Source organism: Streptomyces sp. NPDC097617 (assembly GCF_044761485.1).
Lineage (GTDB): Bacteria > Actinomycetota > Actinomycetes > Streptomycetales > Streptomycetaceae > Streptomyces.
The window spans coordinates 71,187-95,333 of record NZ_JBIWCL010000009.1 but is presented as its reverse complement, the minus strand read 5'-3'; the positions used below and the strand labels follow the sequence as shown (position 1 = coordinate 95,333).

At 73.4% G+C, this 24,147-nt stretch carries 19 protein-coding genes and 2 pseudogenes; 12 read left to right on the top strand and 9 right to left on the bottom strand.

Annotation, left to right across the window (positions count from 1 at the left end; genetic code table 11):
• Positions 1-40: 40 nt before the first annotated feature.
• From lnt to ACIQZO_RS17215, 4 genes are all read left to right on the top strand, one after another.
• A complete protein-coding gene (gene lnt, locus ACIQZO_RS17230) occupies positions 41-1,657 on the top strand; it encodes an apolipoprotein N-acyltransferase (protein WP_403626645.1) in 1,617 nt (538 codons plus the stop codon).
• A gap of 36 nt (positions 1,658-1,693) precedes the next feature.
• On the top strand, positions 1,694-2,179 hold the full coding sequence (locus ACIQZO_RS17225; protein ID WP_403626642.1) for an NUDIX hydrolase: 486 nt from the start codon (positions 1,694-1,696) through the stop codon (positions 2,177-2,179).
• Between the two features lie 145 nt (positions 2,180-2,324).
• Positions 2,325-3,524, top strand: coding sequence for an acyltransferase family protein (locus tag ACIQZO_RS17220; protein WP_403626639.1), 1,200 nt, complete (start codon positions 2,325-2,327; stop codon positions 3,522-3,524).
• A 24-nt stretch (positions 3,525-3,548) separates the two neighbouring features.
• A complete protein-coding gene (locus tag ACIQZO_RS17215) occupies positions 3,549-3,932 on the top strand; it encodes a VOC family protein (RefSeq protein ID WP_403626636.1) in 384 nt (127 codons plus the stop codon).
• Between the two features lie 99 nt (positions 3,933-4,031).
• Here the strand turns inward: ACIQZO_RS17215 and ACIQZO_RS17210 are convergent, their stop codons facing one another.
• Both ACIQZO_RS17210 and ACIQZO_RS17205 read right to left on the bottom strand, forming a co-directional pair.
• Complete coding sequence (locus tag ACIQZO_RS17210; RefSeq protein WP_403626633.1) at positions 4,032-4,802, bottom strand: trypsin-like serine peptidase; 771 nt, start codon at positions 4,800-4,802, stop codon at positions 4,032-4,034.
• Positions 4,803-5,009: 207 nt separating this feature from the next.
• On the bottom strand, positions 5,010-6,521 hold the full coding sequence (locus ACIQZO_RS17205; protein ID WP_403626629.1) for a hypothetical protein: 1,512 nt from the start codon (positions 6,519-6,521) through the stop codon (positions 5,010-5,012).
• Between the two features lie 160 nt (positions 6,522-6,681).
• Between ACIQZO_RS17205 and ACIQZO_RS17200 the strand changes: the two genes are divergently transcribed.
• Together ACIQZO_RS17200 and ACIQZO_RS17195 are read left to right on the top strand one after the other, a co-directional pair.
• Positions 6,682-7,971: an ATP-binding protein gene (locus ACIQZO_RS17200; RefSeq protein ID WP_403626626.1), complete on the top strand. Its 1,290-nt coding sequence runs from the start codon at positions 6,682-6,684 to the stop codon at positions 7,969-7,971.
• A gap of 163 nt (positions 7,972-8,134) precedes the next feature.
• Complete coding sequence (locus tag ACIQZO_RS17195) at positions 8,135-8,473, top strand: DUF6191 domain-containing protein (protein WP_403626623.1); 339 nt, start codon at positions 8,135-8,137, stop codon at positions 8,471-8,473.
• On the opposite strand, the gene ACIQZO_RS17190 is transcribed toward ACIQZO_RS17195, so the two are convergent.
• The 5 genes from ACIQZO_RS17190 to ACIQZO_RS17170 form a co-directional block, all read right to left on the bottom strand.
• Positions 8,451-9,083, bottom strand: coding sequence for a hypothetical protein (locus ACIQZO_RS17190; RefSeq protein ID WP_403626620.1), 633 nt, complete (start codon positions 9,081-9,083; stop codon positions 8,451-8,453). The two genes, ACIQZO_RS17195 and ACIQZO_RS17190, sit on opposite strands and share 23 nt — an antisense overlap.
• Positions 9,080-10,690, bottom strand: a complete 1,611-nt coding sequence (locus ACIQZO_RS17185; protein WP_403626617.1) for a serine/threonine-protein kinase — start codon at positions 10,688-10,690, stop codon at positions 9,080-9,082. The genes ACIQZO_RS17190 and ACIQZO_RS17185 overlap by 4 nt, the downstream gene beginning before the upstream one ends.
• A 145-nt stretch (positions 10,691-10,835) precedes the next feature.
• The gene (locus tag ACIQZO_RS17180) at positions 10,836-12,089 is read right to left on the bottom strand and encodes a Tm-1-like ATP-binding domain-containing protein (RefSeq protein ID WP_403627021.1); all 1,254 of its coding nucleotides are present in this window, start codon (positions 12,087-12,089) and stop codon (positions 10,836-10,838) included.
• 48 nt (positions 12,090-12,137) lie between these two features.
• Complete coding sequence (locus tag ACIQZO_RS17175) at positions 12,138-12,617, bottom strand: NUDIX domain-containing protein (protein WP_403626615.1); 480 nt, start codon at positions 12,615-12,617, stop codon at positions 12,138-12,140.
• 98 nt (positions 12,618-12,715) lie between these two features.
• Positions 12,716-13,738, bottom strand: a complete 1,023-nt coding sequence (locus tag ACIQZO_RS17170) for a cation diffusion facilitator family transporter (protein WP_403626612.1) — start codon at positions 13,736-13,738, stop codon at positions 12,716-12,718.
• A 179-nt stretch (positions 13,739-13,917) separates the two neighbouring features.
• On the opposite strand from ACIQZO_RS17170, the gene ACIQZO_RS17165 reads away from it, so the two are divergent.
• The 3 genes from ACIQZO_RS17165 to ACIQZO_RS17155 are packed head-to-tail and all read left to right on the top strand — an operon-like array spanning position 13,918 to position 18,025.
• Positions 13,918-16,296 carry an FHA domain-containing protein gene (locus ACIQZO_RS17165; RefSeq protein ID WP_403626609.1) on the top strand — a complete coding sequence of 793 codons (2,379 nt, stop codon included), beginning with the start codon at positions 13,918-13,920 and terminating at the stop codon, positions 16,294-16,296.
• A gap of 5 nt (positions 16,297-16,301) precedes the next feature.
• On the top strand, positions 16,302-17,018 hold the full coding sequence (locus ACIQZO_RS17160) for a hypothetical protein (protein WP_403626606.1): 717 nt from the start codon (positions 16,302-16,304) through the stop codon (positions 17,016-17,018).
• Positions 17,015-18,025, top strand: coding sequence for a serine/threonine-protein kinase (locus tag ACIQZO_RS17155; protein ID WP_403627018.1), 1,011 nt, complete (start codon positions 17,015-17,017; stop codon positions 18,023-18,025). Before ACIQZO_RS17160 ends, ACIQZO_RS17155 begins: the two co-directional genes overlap by 4 nt.
• A gap of 61 nt (positions 18,026-18,086) precedes the next feature.
• Here ACIQZO_RS17155 and ACIQZO_RS17150 read toward each other — a convergent pair whose 3' ends face one another.
• On the bottom strand, positions 18,087-19,385 hold the full coding sequence (locus ACIQZO_RS17150) for a streptophobe family protein (protein ID WP_403626603.1): 1,299 nt from the start codon (positions 19,383-19,385) through the stop codon (positions 18,087-18,089).
• A gap of 93 nt (positions 19,386-19,478) precedes the next feature.
• Here ACIQZO_RS17150 and ACIQZO_RS17145 point away from each other — a divergent pair.
• Positions 19,479-20,762 (top strand): annotated as a pseudogene (locus tag ACIQZO_RS17145) (DUF6777 domain-containing protein); the annotation flags it as partial.
• Positions 20,763-21,066: 304 nt separating this feature from the next.
• Here ACIQZO_RS17145 and ACIQZO_RS17140 read toward each other — a convergent pair.
• Positions 21,067-21,306 carry a hypothetical protein gene (locus tag ACIQZO_RS17140; RefSeq protein ID WP_403626601.1) on the bottom strand — a complete coding sequence of 80 codons (240 nt, stop codon included), beginning with the start codon at positions 21,304-21,306 and terminating at the stop codon, positions 21,067-21,069.
• Positions 21,307-21,820: 514 nt separating this feature from the next.
• Here ACIQZO_RS17140 and ACIQZO_RS17135 point away from each other — a divergent pair.
• Together ACIQZO_RS17135 and ACIQZO_RS17130 are read left to right on the top strand one after the other, a co-directional pair.
• Positions 21,821-21,934 (top strand): annotated as a pseudogene (locus ACIQZO_RS17135) (DNA-binding response regulator); the annotation flags it as partial.
• Between the two features lie 140 nt (positions 21,935-22,074).
• The gene (locus tag ACIQZO_RS17130) at positions 22,075-24,144 is read left to right on the top strand and encodes a SpoIIE family protein phosphatase (RefSeq protein ID WP_403626598.1); all 2,070 of its coding nucleotides are present in this window, start codon (positions 22,075-22,077) and stop codon (positions 24,142-24,144) included.
• Positions 24,145-24,147: the final 3 nt, after the last annotated feature.

The window sequence follows — 24,147 nt, the reverse complement described above, 5'->3', positions numbered from 1 at the left end:
CTTACCGGTCCGCGAGGCCCGGGGACGTACACTCCGCCAGATGAGCAGCAGTGTCACCCGCGCGACCGGGAACGAGCCCCCGCAGTCCGCCGACGGACCCCGGGCCGACGCGCCCGCCACCACCTCGCCCGCCGCCGGGCGGAGGGGCTACGGGCTCCTGCGCGCCGTACTCGCCGCCCTCTCCGGCGTGCTGCTCCACCTCAGCTTCCCGCCCCGCCCCCTGTGGTGGCTGGCGCCCTTCGCCCTCGCCCTGCTCGCCGGCTGCCTGCACGGCCGCCGCGCCCGGGCGGGCTTCGGCCTCGGGCTCCTCTGCGGCCTCGGCTTCCTGCTGCCGCTCCTCGTATGGACCGGTGAGGAGGTCGGCCCGGTGCCGTGGCTGGCACTGAGCACCCTCGAAGCCCTCCTCATCGGCCTCACCGGTCTCGGTATCGCCCTCGTCAGCCGGCTCCCGGCCTGGCCGGTGTTCGCCGCCGCCGTCTGGGTCGCGGGCGAGGCCCTGCGGGCCCGGGCCCCCTTCGGCGGCTTCCCCTGGGGCAAGCTCGCCTTCGGACAGGCCGACGGTGTCTTCACCCCGCTCGTCGCCCTCGGCGGTACCCCGCTGCTCTCCTTCGGCGTAGCGCTGTGCGGATTCGGTGTGTACGAAGCCCTGCGCATCGCCCGCAGCCACCCCGGCCGCACCACCGCCGCGCTGACCGCCCTCACCATCGCCGCCCCGGTCGGCGCGGGGCTCGCCGCCCGCCCGCTGGTCTCCGACGCGGCCGAGGACGGCACCGTCGTGGCCGCCGTCATCCAGGGCAACGTTCCCCGCCTCGGCCTCGACTTCAACTCCCAGCGCCGGGCCGTCCTCGACAACCACGCCAAGCGCACCGTGCAGCTCGCCGAGGACGTCAGGGCCGGGCGCGTCCCGAAGCCCGACTTCGTGGTCTGGCCGGAGAACTCCTCCGACCTCGACCCGTACGCCGAGGCCGACGCCCACGACGTCATCGACCAGGCGGTCAAGGCGATCGGTGTGCCCGTCGCCATCGGCGCGGTGGTGGCGCCGGAGACCGGCCCGCTGCGCAACACGATGATCCTGTGGGACCCCGTCAAGGGCCCCACCGTCACCTACGACAAGCGCAAGATCCAGCCCTTCGGCGAGCGCATCCCGATGCGTTCCGTCGTCCGGCTCTTCAGCGCGGACGTGGACCGGGTGCGCCGCGACTTCGGCCCCGGCAAGGACCCCGGTGTCTTCGACATGGCCGGCAGCGGTGTCGGCATGGTCACCTGCTTCGAGGCCGCCTTCGACGACGCCGTCCGCTCCACCGTCCAGGACGGCGCGCAGGTGATCGCCGTACCGAGCAACAACGCCACCTTCGGCCGGACGCAGATGACCTACCAGCAGCTGGCCATGGACCGGATCCGCGCCGTCGAGCACAGCCGGACCGTGCTCGTCCCCGTCACCAGCGGGGTCAGCGCCGTCATCCGCCCCGACGGCACGGTCGTCTCGCAGACGAAGATGTTCACCGCGGACGCGCTCGTCGCCGAGATCCCGCTGCGCTCCGGCCGCACCCCCGCCACCGTACTCGGACCGCTGCCGGAGTACGTGCTGCTCCTGGTGGCCGCCGGTGGCTTCGGCCTGCTCCTGGCCCGGCGGATCGGCTCGCGCCGCGCCGCCTGAGCGGGGACGCGGGGCGCGGCCTCGTAGGGTCGGGGCATGACCACACCCGAATTCATCCGTCAGATCCGCGCCTCCGCCGGGCACCAGCTGCTCCTGCTGCCCGGGGTGACCGCCATCGTCTTCGACGACCTCGGCCGGGTGCTGCTCGGTCGGCGCTCCGACACGGGGCACTGGGCCGTGGTCGGCGGCATCGCCGAGCCGGGGGAGCAGCCCGCCGAGACCGCGGTGCGCGAGGTGTACGAGGAGACGGCGGTGCGCTGTGTCGCCGAGCGGGTGGTGCTCGTCCAGATGACGGAGCGGATGACCTACCCCAACGGCGATGTCTGCCAGTTCCAGGACATCACCTTCCGCTGCCGTGCGACGGGCGGCGAGGCGCGGGCCAACGATCACGAGTCCCTCGAAGTGGCATGGTTCGAGCTGGACGCGCTGCCTCCGCTGGACCCCTTCGGTCTCGACCGCATCCACCGGGCCCTGAGCGACGAGCCGACCTGGTTCGAGGCCCCTGCGGAGCTGCTCGATTAGCCGGTCCACGGGTCTGTGACAAACCGGGCGTACCCCTCCCGGGCCGCCGGACAGGCGCGGTGAGCTGCTTGTACGTGCGCTGTAGGGTTCCGCTGACCCAAGGCGGTAATCGGACAGTCGTACATCCAAGGAGGGTGATCAGGGGATGAGCTCGAGCAGTGCAGGCGGAGAGTCGTGGGTGGGCGGGCACGGCCGCGCACCCGCCGGAGCGGCCCCCGGAGGGCGCCTGGCGGTCCTCGACGGAGTCCGGGTCCTCGCCGCGCTCGGTGTGCTCTTCTACCACTACTTCGCCCTCGCGAGTGCCTGGGGGCAATCCCCGGCGGGGGTCTTCCCGAACGCCCACCGGTTCGCCGTCTACGGCTGGCTCGGCGTCGAGATCTTCTTCCTGGTCAGCGGGTTCGTCATCTGTATGAGCGCCTGGGGCCGCACCGTGGGCGACTTCGCGGTGTCCCGGATCTCCCGGCTCTTCCCCGCCTACTGGGCGGCCGTGTTCTTCACCACCCTCGTGCTGTTCACCTGGCCCGAGGTCCGGCAGATCAATGCTCTCAGCCACGTCATGGTGAACCTGTCCATGCTCCAGGGCGGCATCGGGGTCCCGAACATCGACGACGCCTACTGGACGCTGTTCGTCGAGCTCAAGTTCTACGTGCTGTTCGCGCTCGTGGTCATGCGCGGCGTGACCTACCGCAACTGCGTCCTGTTCTGTGCCGCCTGGACCCTCGCCGGCGTCGTGGCCCCAACCGCCGACAACGGCGTGCTGTCCTTCTTCGCGGCCTCGGCCTCGTCCCCGTACTTCATCGCCGGAATCGGCTTCTACCTGATGCGCCGCTTCCGGCCGAACGCCGTCCTGTGGGCCGTCGTCGGCGTCCAGTTCCTCCTGGCGCAGCACCATGTGCACGCCCGCATGGTCTCCAGCCTGGGCCGGGAGGCCACCCAGCAGACGCCCGCCTGGCCCGCCCACCTGATCATCGCGCTGGGCTTCGCCCTCATGGCGGCGATAGCCCTCGGCGCCCTCGACGGCGTTCAGTGGCGCTGGCTCCCGCACGCCGGAGCGCTCACGTACCCGCTCTACCTGATCCACATGATGGCCGGACTGACCTTCATCCATCACCTGCGCCGCGATGTGGCGCCCGTACCGCTGATCGTCGGGGTGACCGCCACGATGCTGCTCATCGCCTGGCTCATCCACCGGCTCGTGGAACGTCCGCTCGGCCGGCTGCTGCGCGACCGCCTGCGCCGCGGAGTGCAGGACATCCGCGCGGGCACCCCGCTGGGGGCCTCGATCGACCGGCTCCCCGCACCGTCCTCGGCGACCGACGCGCAGCGGATCCCGGCCCGCCGCTAGGACGTGCCTCCTACACTGACGGGCATGGCATGCCGCATCAGTGAGCTCGTCATCGACTGCGCCGACCCCGAAGGGCTCGCAGTGTTCTGGAGCGGGGTACTCGGCTACGCGGAACTGGGTCGGGAGGACGACGGGAGCATCGAGATCGGGCCGCCCGACGCCGGTTTCGGCGGGGCGCAGCCCACCCTGGTCCTCAGCCCCAGCAGCGATCCGAGGTCCGGGAAACTCCGGCTGCACATCGACGTCAACGCCACCGACCGCGATCAGGACGCCGAGCTGGAGCGGCTGCTCGCGCTCGGTGCCCGGCCCGCCGACGTCGGACAGAGCGGCACCGAGGGCTGGTACGTCCTGGTCGATCCGGAGGGCAACGAGTTCTGCCTCCTGCGCAGGCGGCTCCCGCCCCTGTGACCCCGCCCTTGTGACCCCGCCCCTGTGACCTCGCCCCTGTTACCTCCTCGCCCCTGTGACCCCGCTCGGGCGGGCACGGCTCGGGCGGTCGGGGACCGCTCAGGAGCGCGCCTGCCGGTACAGATCCACCGCTTCGTCCCCCAGCACCGCGCTGTACGAGATCTCCGGCACGCTCCCGCCGCCCTCGTACCCGCCGAGCACGCCCGCCAGTGCGCCGCCCACCAGCCAGGGGCTGCCGCTGGTCCCGCCGGTGAGGTCCGGGCAGCCGATGCGGCGCTGGCTCTCGGTGAGCAGGTCGGTGGTGTTCGCGCAGCGCAGCGGGCTCTCCTCGGTGCGCGGGTAGCCGATGACCGTCGCCGTGGCTTCGTCCGGCTGCTCGGCGGCGACCGGGAAGCCGCCCACGAGGTCCTCCACGGCCCCGCTCCGCCCGGCGCCCGCCGGGGCCACCGTCGCGAAGGCGATGTCGTCGTCCGGATCCTGGCCGTCCGTCCAGCCCGGTGCGATGTACACCTCGGTGAGCTTCCAGACGCCGTACGGGGCCTTGCCGTCGCGGTAGCCCGGCGCGAAGACGGTGGTCTCGGGACTCTCCAGGCAGTGCGCGGCGGTGGCGATCACATCGCGGTCTTCGCTGTGCACCACGGCGGCGGTGCAGAAGTGGCCGCCGTCGAGCCCCTCCGTGAAGAGTGCCCCCACCCGGTCCGCGGTGGCGCCGGGCCGGGCCTGAGCGGTGATGCCGAGCGGCGGTACGGCCGCCGCGTCGGGCAGGTCGACGCCGAGCAGCGCGGCCATGGCGGCCACCGCGAGCAGGATCCGGGACGCCCGCCGCGCACGGGTGGGCCGGGCCGTTCGGGGGAGCGTGGACTGGATCATGCTTCCACCCTGCCCGCCGAACCTATGTCCGGAGGCTGGTGTTCCGTATGAATCTGCTGTGAATCCCGTGAACCCGGCGTGAAACCCGGGTCATGCCCGGACAGGCCCGTCTTTGTCGGCTTTCAGCGGTCACCACCCGGCACTCCGGCACCCGGCACTCCGGCACTCCGGCACCCGGCACTCCGGCACCCGGGCACCCGGCCGCCGTTAGGCGCGCCGTTCGTACACCGTCACCCGGCGCCCCCGCACCTGCCGGTCCGCCACCACCTCGAAGTGCTCGCGCAGGACCGCCGCCTTGGCCTTGTCCCGCTCCGCCGACGGCGCCTTCGCCACCTTCGCCGCGTCCGTCACCAGCAGCACCCGCCGCTGCCCGAGCAGCGCCGCCCGGATCAGGGCCGGCTCCGCCTCCTCACCCTTGAGGGTGGCCGAGGCGACCGGGGACGCGGCCAGCGCCACATCGGCCAGGCCACCGAAGGCGCCCGGCGACACCAGCGCCGTGTCCCGCCGCGCGGCCGGGACGAACAGCACCGCGTCCCCGTCCCGCTTCAGCCCGGCCACCTCGCCGGCCACCGCGAGGACGTCGTCGACCCGGCTCGCCGGGGCCCGCTTGCCCAGCTCCATCGGAAGCAGAGCCAGCACCGAGACCCCGACCACGCCCGGCACCAGCAGACCCGCCGCCCTCGGGAACCGGGGCGCGCAGGACCGTACGGCGGCGGCCAGGGCGGCGCCGATCAGCAGAGCCAGCCCGATCATGCTGAACAGGACGTACCGGTCGAGGAACAGCGGCTGCACCAGAGAGAGCCCGATCAGCCCGAGCTGCGGCACCGCCAGCAGCGGCAGCCCGACCGCGGCCACCGAGAGGGCCCTGCGCTGCGGCCGGCCCGGCCGGACCCGCCGGTCCGCCCACGCCCCCAGGCCGCCGAGCGCCAGCAGGATTCCCGGCCCGATCAGCATGTGCCAGGTCAGCGGCGGTATCCACGACACCTGGTCGGACTGGCCCCGGCTGAACAGGATCAACGGCAGCGCCCCCGCCACCGCCGCCGAGCCGTACGCCGCCCAGCGCAGCCACACCCGCCGCCCGGCCCCGACCCACCCCAGGGTCACCGCGTGGGCGGGCAGAACCAGCAGGGACAGCCAGTTCAGCAGGGCGCACGCCAGCACGGTGGTCGCGTACGCCGCCCAGCGCGGCCAGGTCCGCCGCCCGGGCCCGCTCTCCAGGAGCGACAGCAGGAGCAGGGTGGAGAAGCCGGCCCCCGCCGCGACGAGCGCGTACGGACGCCCTTCCTGGAGGTAGAACTGGACCGCCGGCAGCAGCCCGAGGGCCAGCCCGCCGCCGAGCCCCGCCCAGAACCCGGCCAGGCGCCGCCCGATCAGCGCCACGCACGCGGCGGCCGCCGAGACGGCCAGCACCGACGGCAGCCGCAGGGTCGTCGTGCTCGCCCCGAACACCTCGAAGAGGCCGTGCATCAGCAGGTAGTAGAGCCCGTGCACGGAGTCGACGTTCGAGAGCATCGCCCATATCTCGCCCGTCGACCGCCCGGCCACCTGCCAGGTCGCCGCCTCGTCCCGCCACACGCTGTCCTGCCGGGAGAGCCCCCACAGTCCGAGCCCCAGCGTCCACAGGAGGGGGACCAGCCACACGAGCACGCGCCGACGTCGGGAATCAGGTGCATCAGATGAATCGGAAGAATCAGCTGTGGCAGGTATGTGGGAAGGCATGAAGGTGCGCGGATCCTCGGTGCGGGGCGTCGGCGGAAAGCATCAGTCTATGGACGCCACGGACGGTTTCCGGACCGGGTGTTGTGCACCACGGAGCGTGAGCGTCCGGCCTCCTCGCCCCTAGCCTCGCCGCAGGAGCACGAACGAGGGGCGGTACCCGGTGAACTGGCTCATCCACGACTACCGCGAGAGCGATCTCGCAGCGGTGGTCCACCTGATCGACACCACGGCCGAACTCGGCCAGGAGTCCGTCTTCTCGCTCGCCGAGTGCATCAGCGCGCTGACCGACCGCCAGCCCTGTGTGGTCGCCGTCCACCAGGGCGTCCCCATCGGCGCGGCGCTCGCCTGCGTCACCGGGGAACGGGCCTGGGTCATGCGCATCGCGATCGCCGCCGGCTGGCGCGGCCGCGGCCTGGCCAGCGCGCTGCTCGTCGAGCTGGAGCGGCGGCTGATCGCGGCGCGCGTCGGCCGCATCGCCTACGTCCTGCCCGAGGAGGACATGCTCGGCGAGGGCCTCCTCAACGCCGGCTACACCCGGCAGCCCGCTGTCGCCTACTTCGAGAAGACCGAGCCGCTGCACGGACCGGCCGCGGGTCTCCTCGACGACCTCGGCGGCCGCTTCCTGCAGGGCGACCTGTGGGCCGGGGTCGCCGGCATGGAGAAGGAGAAGGACCTCATCGAGCGGCGCGTCGTGCTGCCGCTCGCCGAGCCCGAGCGGGCCGCCTCGCACGGGGTACGGCCGCCGCGAGCCATCACCCTCTTCGGTCCGCCTGGCACCGGCAAGACCACCTTCGCGCGAGCCATCGCCTCCCGGCTCGGCTGGCCGTTCGTGGAGCTGCTGCCCTCCCGCCTCGCCGACGAGGGCAACCTGTCGGCCGCGCTGCGCGACGCCTTCGCCCGGATCGCCGAGCTGGAGCGCGTCCTGGTCTTCATCGACGAGGTCGAGGAGATCGCGCCGGTGCGCACCGAACCCGCGCAGCCCGGCGGGATCCACGCAGTGACGAACGAGCTGCTGAAGCTGATACCCGGCTTCCGGGAGGGCGACGAGCGGCTGCTCGTGTGCGCCACCAACTCCATCCGCTCCCTCGACCCGGCCTTCCTGCGGCCCGGCCGCTTCGACTACCTCATCCCGATCGGCACGCCGGACGCCGGCGCCCGCGCGGCCATCTGGTCCCGCTACACGGCGGGCCGCGCGGACGTGGACGTGAGCGCCCTGGTGGCGGCGACCGAGCTGTTCACGCCGGCCGACATCGAGCACGCGGCGCGGATCGCGGCGCAGGCGTCCTTCGAGCGGGACCTGGAAGCGGTGGGCGGCCGCGGCGCGTCGGTCGCGCAGCTGGGCGCGACCACCGAGGACTATCTGGCAGCCGTTCGGCAGTGCCGGCCGACGGTGACCCCGGCGATGACCGGTGCGTTCGAGGCGGACATCACCGCGCACGCCCGGTTCTGACCGCGGTCGCGGTTCCTGGACTTCCGTCCCCCGGTTGCGGCGGGGGCGGAATGCGAAACGGCCCGCGGCCCCTCCCGGAGCGGCCGCGGGCCTCCCGCGCGGGACGGCCGGATCCCACTCGGCCCAACGGCGGCCGGGGCCGGTCGTCGGCTATCGTCGCCGCATGGGCTTCGTCATCTTCATGACCCTTCCCGGTCTGGCTCTGATGCTCACCGCCGTGGCCTTCCTCGACCTGGCGCTGCTCCGCGCCGGACGGGCCGGGCTGCTGCCCTGGCGCTGGAACGGCCGGCAGGGGCAGGTATCGGCCACCGGCTTCGAGCAGTTGCACGCCAGTTTCTCGCCGGGCAAGCAGAACGAGCTCAAGGAGCGGCAGAGCGCCCTCGTCATGCGCGACGACGAGGAGGACGGGGCGCCGCCGCGCACCCGGGTGGACCTCGACGGCGGGCTCGCCGTGATACGGCTGCCCGCCGCGGCATCCGCTACCGGGAGCAGCGGTACGTGAAGTCCACCGAGGCCGAACGCTTCCCGGGCGAGACCAGCCGGAGCTCCGCCCGCGCCGGGTAGTCGCCGGTGCCCTGGAAGGTCCACAGCAGGTGCAGCCGGGCTTCGCGCTGCCCGCGCGGCACCCGCTCGGTCAACTGCTCGGACTGCGTGCCGTCGCTGCGCACCCACCGGTAGGTGAGGGTGCCCGGACGCCCGTTGGTGCCCACGACGGCCACCACATCGGCCGTCGCGTCGCAGGCCGGGCCCTGGGGATCGGTGCTCACGGCCACGTCCCGGACCTCGATGCCCGGCCCGAGCCGCTGCCACCCGAGGTACGCGAGGACCGCGGCCAGCACGACCGCCGCGAGGGTGTACCTCCGCAGGCCGGCCCACCGGCCCCGCCGGGGCGCGGCGACGGCCACCACCGCGTCGAGGGGGAACGGCGCGGGCATGGCCGCGGTGACCCCCGGCCCGAACCGGAGTACAGACCCCTCGACCCGGTCGGGAGCCACCGCCTCGGGAGGCAGCCTCTTGGTCGTGGCCGGGGGCCCGCTGAACCAGTGGCTGCCGAGGACGGTGGCGCTGTAGTCGTCGCCCTGCTCGCCCTGGGGGGCGCCGGAACCGCTCATCGGGGCACCTCCACACAGCGCAGCAGGTACTGCGAGGCCGACGCGGACTTGTTGCCGGCGGCGGGCTTGGTGGTGACCCGGACGCCTCCGTAGCAGCCGCGGTCGCGGGTGAAGGTGTGGGACCTGACCACCGGCGCGACCGAGCCGGCCTGGACCACGAACGACTCCGTGCCGTCGGGAACGGAGTACGAGCCCTGCGCACCGCCGAGGAACCACTCCACGACGACGGTCACCGAACCGGCGCCCTGGGTGGCGACCGAGATCGTCGCATCTCCCCGGTAGACCCCGGTCTTGAGTGACACGGAGACGTTGGTGACCTTCAGCGTCGGTGTGGGCGTCGGTGTCGGCGTGGGCGGCAGGCTCACCGTCGGCTTCGGGGTGGGGCTCGTCGACCACGACGGTGAGGCCGAAGGCGACGTGGATCCGGACGGCGAGGGGCTCGGGGACGCCGAGGGACTGGGGCTCGGGCTCGGCGAAGGCGAGGCGGAGTCCGTCGGGTTCGGGGTGGGGGAGGCCGATCCGGGCGGGGCTGCGCTCGTCGTGGCGAGGGAACTCAGCGCCGAGGCGCCGCCGGGGGAGGCGCCGATCGCGTCCGTCGTCAGGACCAGTACGGCTCCCACCACCAGTACCACGCCCGCCGCGAGCCAGCCCCGCCGGCCCGGAGCCCAGCCCGAACCGCTGGGCAGCGTGGTCGTGGCCACCGCCGTGGTACCCGCCGCCGGGCCGCCCGCGGAGGGGAACAGCAGCGGCAGCAGGGCGGCCAGCGCCGCCAGCTTGCGCTGACCGCGCTCCTCCCACTCGGGCCCGTACGCGGCCAGCGCCACGCCCTCCAGCTCCGCCACGAACGCCTCGGCATTCTCCGGCCGCTGCTCCGGCGCCTTCGCGAGGCCGCGCCGGATCAGCGGACGTACGGGCTCCGGCGCCTCGGTCTCCGGCACCGGCGCCTCGATGTGCTGGACGGCGAGCTCCGCGAAGTTCTCCCCGTCGTACGGCTTGCGACCGGTGAGGCACTCGAAGAAGGTCGCGGTCGCCGCGTACACGTCGGCCGAGGGCGAGGCCGGCCGGCCCTGCCACTGCTCGGGAGCCATATAGGCGGGGGTTCCGGCCACGCCGGGCGTGCTGCCCCGGTTCGCCGCGATCCCGAAGTCCACCAGCTTCGACGAGCCGTCGGGCGCGACCAGCACGTTCTCCGGCTTGTAGTCCCGGTGCACGACGCCGGCCCGGTGCGCCGCGGCCAGCCCCAGCAGGGACCCCTTGAGGACGACCAGCGCCGCCTCGGCGTCGGCCCGCCCGGACTGCTTCAGCAGCGCGCGCAGGGAGATGCCGTCCACCAGCTCCATGACGATGGCCGCGCCGCCGGACGCCTCCACGTACTCGTACAGCCGGACCACGTACGGGGTCTCGAGTCCGCCCAGGAGGCGGGCCTCGGCCCGGAACTCCCCGACGAACGCGGGGTCCTGGCGCAGCCGGTCGCTGAGGTACTTGACCGCGACGGGCGTGCCCGTGCCGTCGTGGACGGCGAGCACCACGCGACCACTGCCGCCCGAACCGAGCTCCCGGACCTCGGTGTAGCCGGGGACCGACCATGCCGCCCGCGTGTCGTTCATCGTTTCTGCCCCCTGCCTGTCGTGTGGTTCCGGTGTACCGCTCGGACAACCGGTCCGGGACCGGCCGTCCACCGGCCCTCCCCGGACCGGTCGCCACATGGGACGTGGTTTGGTCCGTGGCCGGTTCCCGACCACGGAAGGTGTCTCAGGCCGCGGCCGACATCGCGCCGATCATGGCGTGCAGCCGGTCGGCCGCCGCCCGCCCGAAGGCCGGATCGTTGATGTGCGTGTCGTGGTCGTAGACCCGGGCGGTACTGCCCCGCAACCCTGCGCGCAGCGCCGAGAACAGAGCCCGGTCCGCGCCGGGGTCATGGTACGGGCCGCCCGGTGCGCCGAGAGTGGACAGTCCACGGAGCGGGACGCAGACGGCCGTCGGGCCGCTCGCCGCCCGTAGCTTCGCGGCGACCCGGCGGCCGAGCTCCGCGCACTCGGCCACGGTCGTACGGGTCACCGTGATGGACGGGTTGTGGACGTGGACCCCCCGGTCGAGGATCCGCCGGGGCAGGGTCTCCAGCGGGCCGAACTTCACCATGTCCAGTGCTCCCAGGCTCACCACCTGCGGGACTCCCGCCCGGCCGGCGGCGCTGAGCCGGTCGGGGCCGGCGGTCAGGATGCCCCCGCACAGCTCGTCGGCGAGCTCGCTGAGGGTGAGGTCGAGGACGCCCGCGAAGACCCCCTGGCCGGCCAGCGCCTCCAGGGTGCGGCCGCCGGTGCCGCTGACGTGGAAGACCAGCACCTCGTAGCCGAGTTCCGTCAGCCGCTCGCGCGCCGCGTCCACGCCGGCCGTGGTCACGCCCGCCATGCTCGCCGCGACCAGGGGGCGGCTGCCCGAGCCCAGCCGGGGCGGGCGGCCCTCCGGGGAGATGCGGCCGTAGGCCCGGGCCATCCCGGCGATCGCCTCCACGGCGTTCGCCAGGACCGGACCGGAGACGCTGTTGATCCCCGCGATGTCCACCACGCTGTACATCATCGTGATGTCCGAGGAGCCCACGTAGGGGCTGACGTCCCCGGACGCCATGGACGAAACCATCAGTTTCGGTACGCCCAGCGGCAGGGCGCGCATCGCCCGGGTGGCGATGGAGGTGCCGCCGCTCCCGCCGATGGCCAGCACCCCGTGCAGCCGGCCCTCGGCGTGCAGGCGTAAGAGGGTCGCTTCCGCGCCCCTCGCCATCGTGGTCACGGCCGCACCCCGGTCGGCGGCCGTGCGCAGCTGCGACAGTTCCGTTCCCGCCGCCCGGGCCACCGCGTCCCGCGGTACATCGGCGGTCACCCGGGGTTCGCCCATGATTCCTGTGTCGACCAGTACCACTTCGACGCCGGCGCGCAGCAGCCTCTCGCGCAGCCAGCCGTACTCCACACCCTTGGTGTCCAAGGTTCCCACCAGCACGACGTTCGTCATGTGTGCAATGTCCATGCAGGTAAGGGTGTTGGCAAGTGAAAGTGTGGGTCAAACCTTCAGGAGTACCAACAGCCTCTCGAGGAAAGGGAGTTGGGAAGGGATCAGCATGTTTTGCGCCAGTGGTGGAGCAAACCAGGCCACCCGGTCCAGCTCCGGGAACTCCTGCACGGTCCCGGAGTGCGGCGGCCACTCCATGGTGAAGGTCCCGGGCACCATCAGCGCGGGGTCGAGATCTGCCTCCACCGCCCAGATCGTCACCAGCTTTCCGCTGGTCAGCCGTACCTCGCCGAGCGGCAGGTAATCGCCCTCCGGCGGCGGCAGCCCGATCTCCTCGGTGAACTCCCGGCGGGCCGCGTTCCGCGGGGTCTCCTCCGGTCCGTATTCACCCTTGGGGATGGCCCAGCCGCCCGCTTCCCTGCCGGACCAGAGCGGGCCACCCATATGGCCGAGCAGGACCTCGACACCGGGCTCCGGCTCCGGGCCGGTCCGCCGGAACAGGAGCAGTCCGGCACTGCGTTTGCGCGTCATGGGTACATCCATGCCCCGTACGGCCCGGGGCGACCCGGGCCGGTGATCCCCGGAGTGCCCCGGCGCGTCAGCGGTCCGGGCGCGTAGGTCCGGGCGCGTCAGTGGTCGTGCGGCCCCTGCCGGTGGACCGGACCGTGCGCGTCCGCGCAGTGCGCGTCGGGCGGGCCTCCGCCCCCGCGGCCGACCGTGAGGAGGGAGTCCTGCCTGTGGTCCACCTGGAGGGTGGTGTGGGTGATCCCGTACTCCTTGTCGAGCAGCCGCTCCAGGTCCCGGCGTACGGCGTGGCAGTCGCCCGCCGGCTCCACCAGTACGTGCGCGGAGAGCGCGGCCTGGCCCGAGGTGATCGTCCAGATGTGCAGGTCGTGCACCTCGGTGACGGGCGGGTGTCCGACGAGGCGGTCGCCGACCGCGTCCGGGTCCACATGGGCGGGAGCGGCCTCCAGGAGGATCCGGCCGGACTCGCGGATCAGTCCGTAGCCCGCCTTGAGCATCAGCAGCACCACGACGAGGGTGGCGATCGCGTCCGCCTGCCGGAATCCGGTCGTCAGCACGATCACACCGGCGACGGCGGTCCCGATGAAGGCGAAGAGGTCGTTCAGGATGTGCTGGTAGGCGCCCTCGACGACGAGCGTGGAGCGGTTGGCCCGGGAGATGCACCAGGCCGCGGCCACGTTGACGACGATGCCCACGAGCGCCGTCACCACGACCAGGCCGCCCTCCACCGGCGGCGGGTTCATCAGCCGCCGCACCGCTTCGTACGCCAGCCAGAGGCCGAGCAGGATCAGCGTCAGGCCGTTGGCCTGCGCGGAGAGTATCTCCGCCCGCTTGAGGCCGTACGTGAAGCCGCCGCGGGCGGGCCGCGCCGCCAGCCGCATGGCGATCAGCGCCAGGACGATCGAGACGGCGTCGGTCAGCATGTGGGCCGCGTCGGAGATCAGGGCCAGCGAGTTGGCCATGACGCCGACGACCACCTCGATGGCCATGAACCCGCCGATCAGGGCGAGCGCGATCGCCAGCCAGCGGCGGTCGGCGTCGGCGGACACGCCGTGGCTGTGCCCGCCGGGTCCGTGCCCGTGCCCGTCGTGCCCGTGGTCGTCGTGCGCGTGGTCCTGCCCACTCATGGCGTCCCCCGTCTCGTCGCGGCACCCGTGTGTTCGGTCCCGTCGCGTGAAGTGAAGCGCACCCCGGCGAGATCGGCAAAGGCTGCAACGGGGACCGTTGTCATTACCCATAAGAGGCCTCTGACCTGCGGTGATATCCGACCGGTGCCGGACCTTCCGGATCGTGGGAAAATCTGGTCATGGTCCAGCGCCCCGGAGTGCCGACCGCGCCCCAGCTCGTCCTGGTGACCGACTGGGGCGCCACCGAGATGGACCCCGACCGGATCTACCACGTCGGCCGGGACCCCCTCTGCGAGATCTGCCTCGACGACGCCCGCGTCTCCTGGCACCACGCGATCCTGCGTCCCGACGGCGACCACTGGACGCTGGAGGACGAGGGCAGCACCAACGGAACCTGGGCCGACGGCCACCGCGTCCACGAGTGGAGCGTCGGCGTCGGCACGGAACTGCGCTTCGGCAGCGTCGACGACGGGCCGCGCGCCGCGGTCGTCGAACCGGCGCCGCCCGCACCACCCCCCGACGCCGATGCGGGCGGCCCGTCCCGGGGCACGACCCCGGCGATGACCGGCGCGTTCCGGCAGCCGACGACCGTGCGCCCGCTGCCCGTCCGCACGGCCGTGCGCATCGGCCGCGCCCCCGGCAGCGACCTCGTCGTCGACGACCTCACCGTCTCCCGCCGGCACGCCGAGCTGCACGCCCTCGCCGACGGCACCTACGAGATCGTCGACCTCGGCAGCCACAACGGCACCTACCTCAACGGCGCCGCCGTGCACCGGCCCTCACCCGTGGTCGAGGGCGACATCGTCGGCATCGGCCACTCGGTCTTCTGCCTCGTCGGCGACCAGCTCCAGGAGTTCGTGGACACCGGAGAGGTCTCCCTCGACGTCCAGGACCTCACGGTCGCCGTCGACAACGGCAAGAAGGTCCTGCTCGACGGGATCTCCTTCCCGGTCGGGGTCAAATGCCTGCTCGCCGTCGTGGGCCCCAGTGGAGCCGGCAAATCCACCCTGCTCGGCGCACTGACCGGCCTGCGCCCCGCCGACCGGGGCACCGTGCTCTACGACGGGCGCGACCTCTACCGCGACTACGCCGAATTGCGCAGCCGCATCGGGCTCGTCCCCCAGGACGACATCCTGCACACCCAGCTCACCGTCCGGCGCGCCCTCACCTACGCCGCCGAACTGCGCTTCCCGCAGGACACCGCCCAGGCCGAACGCCAAGCCCGGGTCGACGAGGTGATCGGCGAGCTCGGCCTCGAACAGCGCGCCGACCAGCCCATCCACAGCCTCTCCGGCGGCCAGCGCAAACGCGTCTCCGTCGCCCTGGAACTGCTCACCAAGCCCTCCCTGCTCTTCCTGGACGAGCCCACTTCCGGCCTCGACCCCGGCATGGACCGCTCGGTGATGAACATGCTGCGCGACCTCGCGGACGACGGCCGCACCGTCATCGTCGTCACCCACAGCGTGCTCAACCTGGAAGGCTGCGACCGCCTCCTGGTCCTCGCGCCCGGTGGGCGCATCGCCTACTACGGCCCGCCCGGAGAGGCCCTGGACTACTTCGGCTTCGAGCAGTGGCCCGAAGCCTTCGAGGCATTCGAGAACCAGCGCGACCGCGACTGGGCCGGAGAGTTCCGGGGCTCGCCGATGCACCGCCGCAACGTCGACGTCACCGCCGGTCGGCTCCCGCTCACGGGTCAGGCCGAACGGGCCGCCGGTACGGCGCAGTCTCCGCCGCCGCCCACCGCCCAGAGCTGGGGCTCCCAGCTCTCCACGCTGATCCGCCGCTACACCGCCGTGCTCAGATCCGACCGCACCTTCCTGGTCATCATGATCGGGCTGCCATTCGTCATGGCCGCCATGACCCGCGCGCTGTCCGGCAGCGCCCTCACCCTCGACACCGCGCTGAACGCCCTGTTCATCCTGTGCGTGGGCGGAGTCCTGATGGGCGCCGCCAACGCGGTGCGCGAACTCGTCAAGGAACGCGTCATCTACCAGCGCGAGCGCTCCGTGGGCCTGTCCCGCTCGGCCTACCTGATGTCCAAGGTGGTGGTCCTCGGCGCGATCACCGTCGCCCAGGCCGTGGTCCTCACCGTGGTCGGCCTCGCCGGAGTCAAGACCAACGCCCCGAACGGCCGGGGCCTGTTCATGCCACCCCTCATAGAGATCACCCTCGCCGTCGCCCTGCTGTCCGTCACCGCGATGCTGCTCGGCCTGCTGATCTCCGCCCTGGTGACCAAGGAGGAGGTCACCATGCCGCTCCTGGTCCTCCTGACGATCGTCCAGGTGGTCTTCTGCGGCTCCCTGCTGAAACTCACCGGCGTGCCCGTCATCGAACAACTGGCGTGGTTCGTGCCGGCCCGGTGGGCCATGGCGGCGATGGCGGCCACCATCGACCTCGGCGCGATCATGCCCGGCACGATCACCGAGGACCCGCTGTTCGACCACAAGCCCCACCTGTGGCTCCTGGAGATGGGCGTGCTCGTCGGCCTGTCCGTGCTGTTCGGCGTGCTGGTCGCGCGGCTGCTGCGGCGCCATGAGCCGACCATCATGCGGAAGTAGACTTCATGAGCAGCTCGATGGGACGCCCAGGAGGCGAGGTGGAGGACTTCAACCCCACCCATGTGGTGCCGCAGGAGGGCCTGGCCGCCTGGGAGGGGCCCGACGCCAGCCGGCCGACGGTGCCGCTCGACGCCTTCCTGCCCGTGCAGCTGCTGTCGCGGCGCGGGGAGTGGGGAGAGGTCCTGTGCGCCAACGGCTGGTCCGCCTGGGTGGACGGGCGGCTGCTGGTCGCCGTGCCGCACCCGCCGCCGACGGCCGGGGGGAAGCCCCCGGTCCGCTCCGAGGACCCGAGGCCGCTGCTCACACGCGCCGCCGAGACCCTCGAACGCTACCGGCGGGCCGTGGACGAGCTCGCGTCGGGGCGCATCGACGCCGACGCCTTCCGCCGCTCCCTGCGCGGGCTGCGGGCCGGAGTGGTCATCGAAGGCGAGTCGGTGTGGCTCTACGACGGGAAGTCGGGACGGTGGCTGTACGACGACGGGGACCGGATGACGACCTTCGCGGTCGGCGCCGGGCCGGGCGGTACGCCCGCCCCCGCGGCAGCAGCACCGCCCCCGCCGCCCGCCGACACGGATCCGGGCGGAGCGGCCCCCGTACGGCGGGAGCCGACCCCGACCGACGCCGTCGGGATCCCGCGCGAAGGGGCGGGGGAACGGTCCGACCGGTCGGTGGCCCATGACCCGACGCGGATCGTCGACACCCGCGACCCCGGAGGCGGCTGACCGTGGACGAGCAGCGGGCGGAGCCCGCCGACGGGTCCCCCCTCGACCTGCGCGGGAAGCAGATCGCCGGGTACCTGGTGGAGAGCGTGATCGGGCGCGGCGGGATGGCCGTCGTCTACGAGGCGCGGGACCTGCGGCTCGACCGCAGGGTGGCGCTGAAGCTGCTGGCCCCCGAACTGGCCCGGAACGACACCTTCAGACAGCGGTTCGCCCATGAGTCGAAGGTGGCCGCGACCATCGAGCACCCGCACATCGTGCCCGTCTTCGAAGCGGGCGAGGCGGACGGACTCCTCTACATCGCCATGCGCCTCGTCGAGGGGCCGGACCTGCGGGTGATGCTGGACCGGACGGGCCCGCTGCCGGTGGCCACGGTTGCACGCATCGCCGGCCAGGTGGCGTCCGCGCTGGACGCGGCCCACGCCCACGACCTGGTCCACCGGGACGTGAAACCGGGCAACATCCTGATCGCCCCTGGCACCGACCGCGACCACCCGGAGCACGCCTACCTCACGGACTTCGGGCTGACGAAGAAGTCGCTGTCGCTGACCGGGTTCACGACCGACGGGCAGTTCGTCGGGACCGTGACCTACGTGGCGCCGGAACAGATCTCGGGCAAGCCCGTCGATGGCCGGTGCGACGTCTACAGCCTCGGGTGCGTCGTCTACGAGGCCCTCGCCGGGGAACCGCCGTTCCAGCGGGACGACGACATCGCCCTGCTGTGGGCCCACCAGTACGACCCGCCGCCGCCCCTGAGCGCGCGGCGGCCCGGGCTGCCGGAGGCCGTGGACGAGGTACTCGCGAAGGCGCTGGCCAAGTCGCCGGAGGACCGGTGGAACAGCTGTCTGGAGTTCACCGGCGCCCTGCGGCGGGCGGGGACGGGAAACGGGACGGGAGCCGCACCGCCGGTGACGGGGCCGGCGGACGAGGCGGCGCACGCGGACCGGGCCGCGCGGGACGCGCTGCGCGACCCGCCGCCGGTGCCGCGATGGGCGCTGCCGGTCTTCTGAACACCGGGCCGGTCTTGTGAACACCGCTGTTCGGGGCCTCGGCCCCGAGCCCGCTCGCGCCCTACTGCTCAGGGGTGGTGCGGGTCGCGGCGGCCGGTTCGTCGACCCGGCCGCCGCGGTGCAGCGGACGGGCCAGGAGTGCGCCCAGGAAGCCCGCCACGGCGCCCCAGAGCAGACCGAGCCCGACGTTGCGCCACAGCACGGGCTCCAGCCGGACCTGGCCGCCGAGGCCGTCCACGTCTCCGATGCCCAGCAGGGAGAGCCCGAACTGCGCCTGGATGCGGCCCAGCAGGCAGACGGCCAGGGTCGCGAGGGCCAGGGCCACGCCCAGGTGGAGCGCGTGCTGCCAGGCGCGGACATGGGCGGGGGAGCGTACGGCGGCGAGTACGCCCGTGCCGAGCAGCAGGACGGCGGCCACCGCCACCAGCCACCACGCCCGGGAGTCCTGCTCGGCGAGCGAGGCCACATCGACCCGGGACAGGTCGGGGCCGCGCAGCACCTCGTCCAGCAGCTGCGGCATGGGCAGCCCGAAGGGCCCCTCGACCATGCCCTCCCAGGCGCCGCCGAAGCCCAGGGTGAGCGCGAGCCAGGCCAGATTGGGCAGCCCGAGCAGGATCACGGCCAGGGTCCGGTCGGCATGGCCCTGGGTGGCGGCCACGACCACGCCGACCCCGATGCCGAGGACGACGTAGGCGAGGAGCAGCAGCATCGTGGCGAAGGCGGCCGGGCGCAGCGCCGAGTGGAAGCGGACCAGTCGGGCCGGGAGCGGGGCGCGGCGCGAGACCAGCAGGGCGATGAGCAACAGGCCCAGGATCCACAGCAGTCCGTACAGGAGGGTGGGGGGCAGGTCGACCCGGAAGCCCACCGTCGGCGCGGAGTCCAGGAGTTCGGTGATCGTCCCGAGGGGGGAGTCGCCGGTGGAGAGGCCGAAGGTCGCGCGGGCGAGGAAGGTGACCCCGGTCAGCGCGAGGAGCCACAGCAGGACCAGGGGGAGGGCCCGGCCGATGAGTTCGCGGGGCCGGGCCACCGCCCGGTTGTGCAGGGGGCGCAGGAAGAGGTAGCCGGTCGTCAGGGCGCCGGCCAGGCTGACGGAAAGGGGGACCACCGACAGGCTCGCGTCCGCCCCCGCCAGCGAACCGGCGCCGCCCGACACCTCCAGCACACCGCCCGCCGCCATCACCACGACCGCGGCGGTCACGTGCGGGAAGGCGCCGCCCGGCAGATCTCCCGCGCCCGCGCACAGCAGCCCGGCGGCGGCGACCACAGCCATGATCACGAATCCCGCAACGACGGCGACGAGAGCGTCGCGCCATGCCCGCGGGGAGCCCCCCGACGATGACGAACCCGGCGTCTGACTCACCCTGCCACCGTGACACCCCCGGCTTGCGGGCACCACCCGGACGGCGCACACAATGGTCCCCAGGGAACTCACTCCTCCTGGGAAGAAGAGCCCGTGACCACACAACCATCCGGCCGTCCGCCGTCTTCGGAACGCCCCACCGGGCCCCCTTCCGGCCCGCTCTCGGGCGGGCAGCAGGGGCCCCCGCCGCCACCGCCCCCGGCGCCGCCGGGCGGGCCGGGAGGCCAGGGGCAGGGCGGCCCGGCCAAGGGCCCCTGGTGGCGCTCCGTGCCACGGCTCGTCACCGCGCTCGTCGCGGTGGTGGCGGTCGTGGCGCTGGCCGTGGTCCTCACCCGCCCCAGCGGGACGTCCAACGCCGGTGGTGAGGTGTTCCTCCAGCCGGTGGCCGCCTCCGGACCCGACCCCTTCACCGAGTCCACCGCGGTGAAGGAGGCCCCGCCGCCCGAGCCGACCACGCAGAGCCGGCCGCCCTCCCCCCAGGGGACGGGCACGGCACAGGTCAGCCCGAGTGCCAGCGCGCCGGTGGGCACCAGGAGTGTCAGCGGCTCCGCGCCGGGCGTGTACACCGGCACCAGGGACACCGTCAGCTGTGACGTCGAGAAGCTGATCGGATCACTGAACGCGGACCCCTCCAAGAACGCGGCCTTCGGCTCGGCGCTCGGCCTCCAGCCGGCCGCCGTTCCCGGTTACCTCCGCTCGCTCACCTCCGTACAGCTGCGGATGGACACGCGCGTGACGGTCCACGGCTACCGCGACGGCAAGCTGGTGCCCTACCAGGCCGTGCTCCAGGCCGGGACCGCCGTGCTGGTGGACGACCGGGGAGTGCCGCGGGTGCGCTGCGCGTGCGGGAACCCGCTCGGTCCGCCGGTGGCGCTGAAGGCCAACCCGAAGCGCTTCGGCCAGACCTGGCCCTCCTACCAGCCGGCGAAGGTGGTGGCCGTCGCCCCGGCGGTGACCGTCATCAACAAGATCGTGATCTACGACCCCCACAACCGCCAGTGGTACGAGCGCCCCAAGGGCGGCGACCACCAGGGCAAGCCGCGGCCCGACAAGCCGATACCGCCGCCGCCGGTCCCGACTCCGCCGTTCACGCCGACCCCGAAGCCGTCGGTGACGACCCCGACGCCGTCGGGCACGTCCCCCAGGCCGTCCGGGACCTCCCCGAAGCCGACCCCGTCGGTCACGTCCCCGACCCCGACGCCGTCCGTCACGTCCCCGAAGCCCTCGGGAACGTCCCCGAGCCCGTCCGTGACGACGCCGACCCCTACCCCGTCGCCTTCGGTGACAACGCCGAAGGCGACGCCGACGCCCACGAAGCCGAGCCCGACCCCGGCCCCGACCACGCCGACCCCGTCCGGGTCACCCAAGGAGTCACCGACCAAGGAGTCACCGGCGGCGAAGACCGAACCCGCGACCACCGCGCCGCCCCCGACGACCGGGGCGCCCGCGACCACCGCGGTGCCGCCCGTGACCACGGCTCCGCCCCCTCCGAAGCCGACCACGGCCGCCCCCGAGGCCCCGAAACCGCCTCCGCCGCCGGTAGCGACGGAACCGGCCCGGACGGCCCCGGCCCCCGAGCCTGAAGGCCCCGCGGCGAGCTGATCCGACCGCCCGTCCATGACCTCACCTCCTCCCCGTGCCGGGAAGGAGGTGAGGTGCGTGCCGGTGCGTGCCGGTGCGGTCAGGCGCGGCCGCGGCGGGTGAGCGCGTCGCCCGCCGCGGCCACCCCGAGGCCGAGGGCGATCATGACGACGTAGCTGTAGATCTCGTACCCGTCGGGGGCGAGGAAGCGGACGAAGCCCATGAAATGGATCCAGCCGAGCCACTCGTGCAGCAGGCCGCTCGCGCCGCCGACGATGAGAACGAAGGAGAGCAGCCCCGTCAGGGCCGCCACCGGGGACTTGGGAGTGCTGGAGGTCATGCTCCGACGCTAGGCGGCGGGCGCGGGTCCCCGGATCCGCCTTTGGGCTTCCGGCCGTCCGACTTACGTATGCGGCCCGAGGCGGGCCCGCCCGCTCCCCGGCGGGCCCGCGTAGCTTTCCGGGACATGCGCCGCATCCACCGCACCCGCCGGGACTGGTCCGCCGACCTGGGCCTGTTCCTCTTCGCCGCGTGCTTCGCCGCCGTCACCTCGCAGTCCATCCCGGTGCCGCAGGACCTGGGCGCCGGGTGGCGGGCCGCCGACCAGGTGGTCGGCGGCCTCGGGTGCGCGGCGGTCCTGCTGCGACGGCGGTGGCCGGTCCAGCTGGCCGTGGTGCTGCTCCTGGCCGGGAGCGTGGCGCACTACCTGACCGGACCGGCGATGGTGGCGGTGTTCACCGTGGCCGCGACCCGGCCGTGGAAGGCCACGGCATGGGTGGCGGCGCTGGCCTTCGGCCCGCTGCCCGTCTTCCTGTGGCAGCTGCCGGAGATGTCCGAGGAGCGGGCCGGGGCGGCCCACGGTGAAGACCCACGTGTCCCGGATCCTGACCCGGCTCGACCTCAACAACCGGGTCCAGATCGCCCTGTTGGTCCACGACGCGGGCCCGGCGGAGAGCGGGACGGTGTAGCGGGTGTGCTGCCGATCGGGCCGCGCCGATCGGCTGGACACCTCCCGGTCCGCGGGCGCGCGCTCCCGCGCCCGCCGCGGCCGGGCCACCGCCGGCCGCTCCGCAGGGACACCGGCGGGGGAGAGTGAGACCCTGTCTGCATGGGCCGTAGGGCGGAGGAACCCGCCGTCGACTGGCCGGCGCGGCCGGACACCAGCCTCGCGCTCAACCGCATGGGCACATTCGACTGGGACCTCGACAACGGGCGGATGCATCTCGATCCCACCGCCCTGGAGGTGCTCGACCTGCCCCCGGACGAGTTCGACGGGACCCCCGCCGGGTTGCGGCGGTGCTTCGTGCCCGGCGAGGAAGCCCGGCTCGACACCAGGGTCGCGCAGGCGATCAAGGACGGCCGGAGCCACTACGGGGCCTACGTCCGCAGCCGCCGGCGCGACGGCACCCCGGCCTGGACCCATATCCAGGGGCACATCCTGCGGGACCCGGGCGGCCGCCCGTACCGCGTGATCGGGATCCTGCGCGACGCCGCCCACGACCCCGGCGAGCCCGGCGCGGGCGGGGAGGAGAGCGAGGGGCGCCGCCGGATGACCAACGTCGTCGAGCGGACCACCGCCATCCTCGCCCACGCCCGCACCGTCAACGACGTGACCGACATCCTCAAGGACCCGCAGGCCCTCGGGCACCTCGGCGCGGTCAGCGTGATGCTGGGCGTCGTCGACGGCGGCCGCATCCACCTGGTCGCGGAGGGGCAGCTGGGCTCGTACGTGCCCGAGATCGAGTACACCCGGATCGACGCGAACCTGCCGATGAGCGAGGCCGTACGGACCCTGCAGCCCGTCTTCCTCGTGTCGCGCGAGGAGTTCCAGCTGCGCTACCCGGAGCTGTGGCCGTACATCGAGCCGCTGTCCGTCCGCAGCGGTGTCTACCTGCCGCTGATCGCCCAGGGCCGGGCCGTCGGGGCACTCGGTCTGCTCTATACGCGCGACGGCGATTTCACCGCCGAGGAGCGGAACCTGCTGATGGCGCTCGGCAGCGGCGTCGCGCAGAGCCTCCAGCGCGCCATGCTCTTCGAGCAGGAGCACGACCTGGCCGAGGGGCTCCAGCGGGCCATGCTGCCCCGCCGGATCCCGGAGGTGCCGGGCGCGTTGATCGCCGTACGGTACCGCTCCGCGCGGATGGGGCGGGACATCGGCGGCGACTGGTACGACGTGGTCCCGCTCGGCGACGGCCGGGTCGGGGTGATGATCGGCGACGTCGAGGGACACGACACGGACGCGGCCGCCGTCATGGGGCAGCTGCGCATCGTGATGCGCGCCTATGTCGTGGAGGGGCACACGCCGGGGGCGGCGATGGCCCGGGCCTCGGCCTTCCTGCGTGAACTGGAGACGGAACGCTTCGCCACCTGCACCTACGCCGAGGTCGACCTCAGCACCGGGATGGCCCGGCTGGTCCGCGCCGGGCACCTCGACCCGGTCGTGCGGCGCGGTGACGGGAGCGTCCACCGGGTGCAGGTGGCCGGCGGGCTGCCGCTCGGGCTGCCGCCGCGCGAGCAGACCGGCACGGGCTCCGGCTACCCGGTCACCACCCTCGAACTGCACCCAGGGGACACCCTGCTGCTGTGCACCGACGGCCTGATCGAGCGCCCCGGCGCGGAACCGGACTCCGGCATGCGGGAACTCGTCGCGGCGGTCCACAGCGGCCCGGTCGACGTGGAGGAACTCGCAGACGTGCTGTGCGACCTGGTCGGGGACTCGGGCGGCGGGGACGACATGGCCCTGCTCGTACTGCGTCGCCGGGGCACTCCCACCGCCCGCGGCGGCGGCCCGCTGCACCAGCGTCTGGAACCGGGGGACACCAAGGCCCCGGCGCTGGCCCGGCACCTGATCCGGGCGGCCGTCGCCGCCTGGGGCGCGCGGCACCGGGCCGACGAGATCGAACTGGCGGCGGACGAGCTGATGACCAACGCCCTGGTCCACACGGAGGGCGGCGGGCACCTCAGCATGCGGCTCACGGCGCACGGGCGGATCCGCATCGAGGTCGAGGACACCAGCAGCGCCCTGCCGAGGCGCCGCGAGGCGGGTGACTGGGCGGTGTCGGGCCGCGGACTGCTGCTGGTGGAGCGGCTCGCGGACGAGTGGGGTGTGGAGCCCCGGGGCGGCGGGAAGTGCGTGTGGTGCGAGTTCGAGCTGGCCGCCCCGGAGGACAGCGGCTGACTG

Excerpts from the sequence above, each read along its gene's own strand:
- ACIQZO_RS17225 (WP_403626642.1), top strand. The coding sequence starts at position 1,694 with ATGACCACACCCGAATTCATCCGTCAGATCCGCGCCTCCGCCGGGCAC.
- ACIQZO_RS17205 (WP_403626629.1), bottom strand. The coding sequence starts at position 6,521 with ATGCCTTCCCACATACCTGCCACAGCTGATTCTTCCGATTCATCTGAT.
- ACIQZO_RS17130 (WP_403626598.1), top strand. The coding sequence starts at position 22,075 with ATGGGCCGTAGGGCGGAGGAACCCGCCGTCGACTGGCCGGCGCGGCCG.
- ACIQZO_RS17210 (WP_403626633.1), bottom strand. The coding sequence starts at position 4,802 with ATGATCCAGTCCACGCTCCCCCGAACGGCCCGGCCCACCCGTGCGCGG.
- ACIQZO_RS17160 (WP_403626606.1), top strand. The coding sequence starts at position 16,302 with ATGAGCAGCTCGATGGGACGCCCAGGAGGCGAGGTGGAGGACTTCAAC.
- lnt (WP_403626645.1), top strand. The coding sequence starts at position 41 with ATGAGCAGCAGTGTCACCCGCGCGACCGGGAACGAGCCCCCGCAGTCC.
- ACIQZO_RS17170 (WP_403626612.1), bottom strand. The coding sequence starts at position 13,738 with ATGAGTGGGCAGGACCACGCGCACGACGACCACGGGCACGACGGGCAC.
- ACIQZO_RS17215 (WP_403626636.1), top strand. The coding sequence starts at position 3,549 with ATGGCATGCCGCATCAGTGAGCTCGTCATCGACTGCGCCGACCCCGAA.
- ACIQZO_RS17140 (WP_403626601.1), bottom strand. The coding sequence starts at position 21,306 with ATGACCTCCAGCACTCCCAAGTCCCCGGTGGCGGCCCTGACGGGGCTG.
- ACIQZO_RS17220 (WP_403626639.1), top strand. The coding sequence starts at position 2,325 with ATGAGCTCGAGCAGTGCAGGCGGAGAGTCGTGGGTGGGCGGGCACGGC.
- ACIQZO_RS17165 (WP_403626609.1), top strand. The coding sequence starts at position 13,918 with ATGGTCCAGCGCCCCGGAGTGCCGACCGCGCCCCAGCTCGTCCTGGTG.
- ACIQZO_RS17185 (WP_403626617.1), bottom strand. The coding sequence starts at position 10,690 with ATGAACGACACGCGGGCGGCATGGTCGGTCCCCGGCTACACCGAGGTC.
- ACIQZO_RS17195 (WP_403626623.1), top strand. The coding sequence starts at position 8,135 with ATGGGCTTCGTCATCTTCATGACCCTTCCCGGTCTGGCTCTGATGCTC.
- ACIQZO_RS17190 (WP_403626620.1), bottom strand. The coding sequence starts at position 9,083 with ATGAGCGGTTCCGGCGCCCCCCAGGGCGAGCAGGGCGACGACTACAGC.
- ACIQZO_RS17180 (WP_403627021.1), bottom strand. The coding sequence starts at position 12,089 with ATGACGAACGTCGTGCTGGTGGGAACCTTGGACACCAAGGGTGTGGAG.
- ACIQZO_RS17175 (WP_403626615.1), bottom strand. The coding sequence starts at position 12,617 with ATGACGCGCAAACGCAGTGCCGGACTGCTCCTGTTCCGGCGGACCGGC.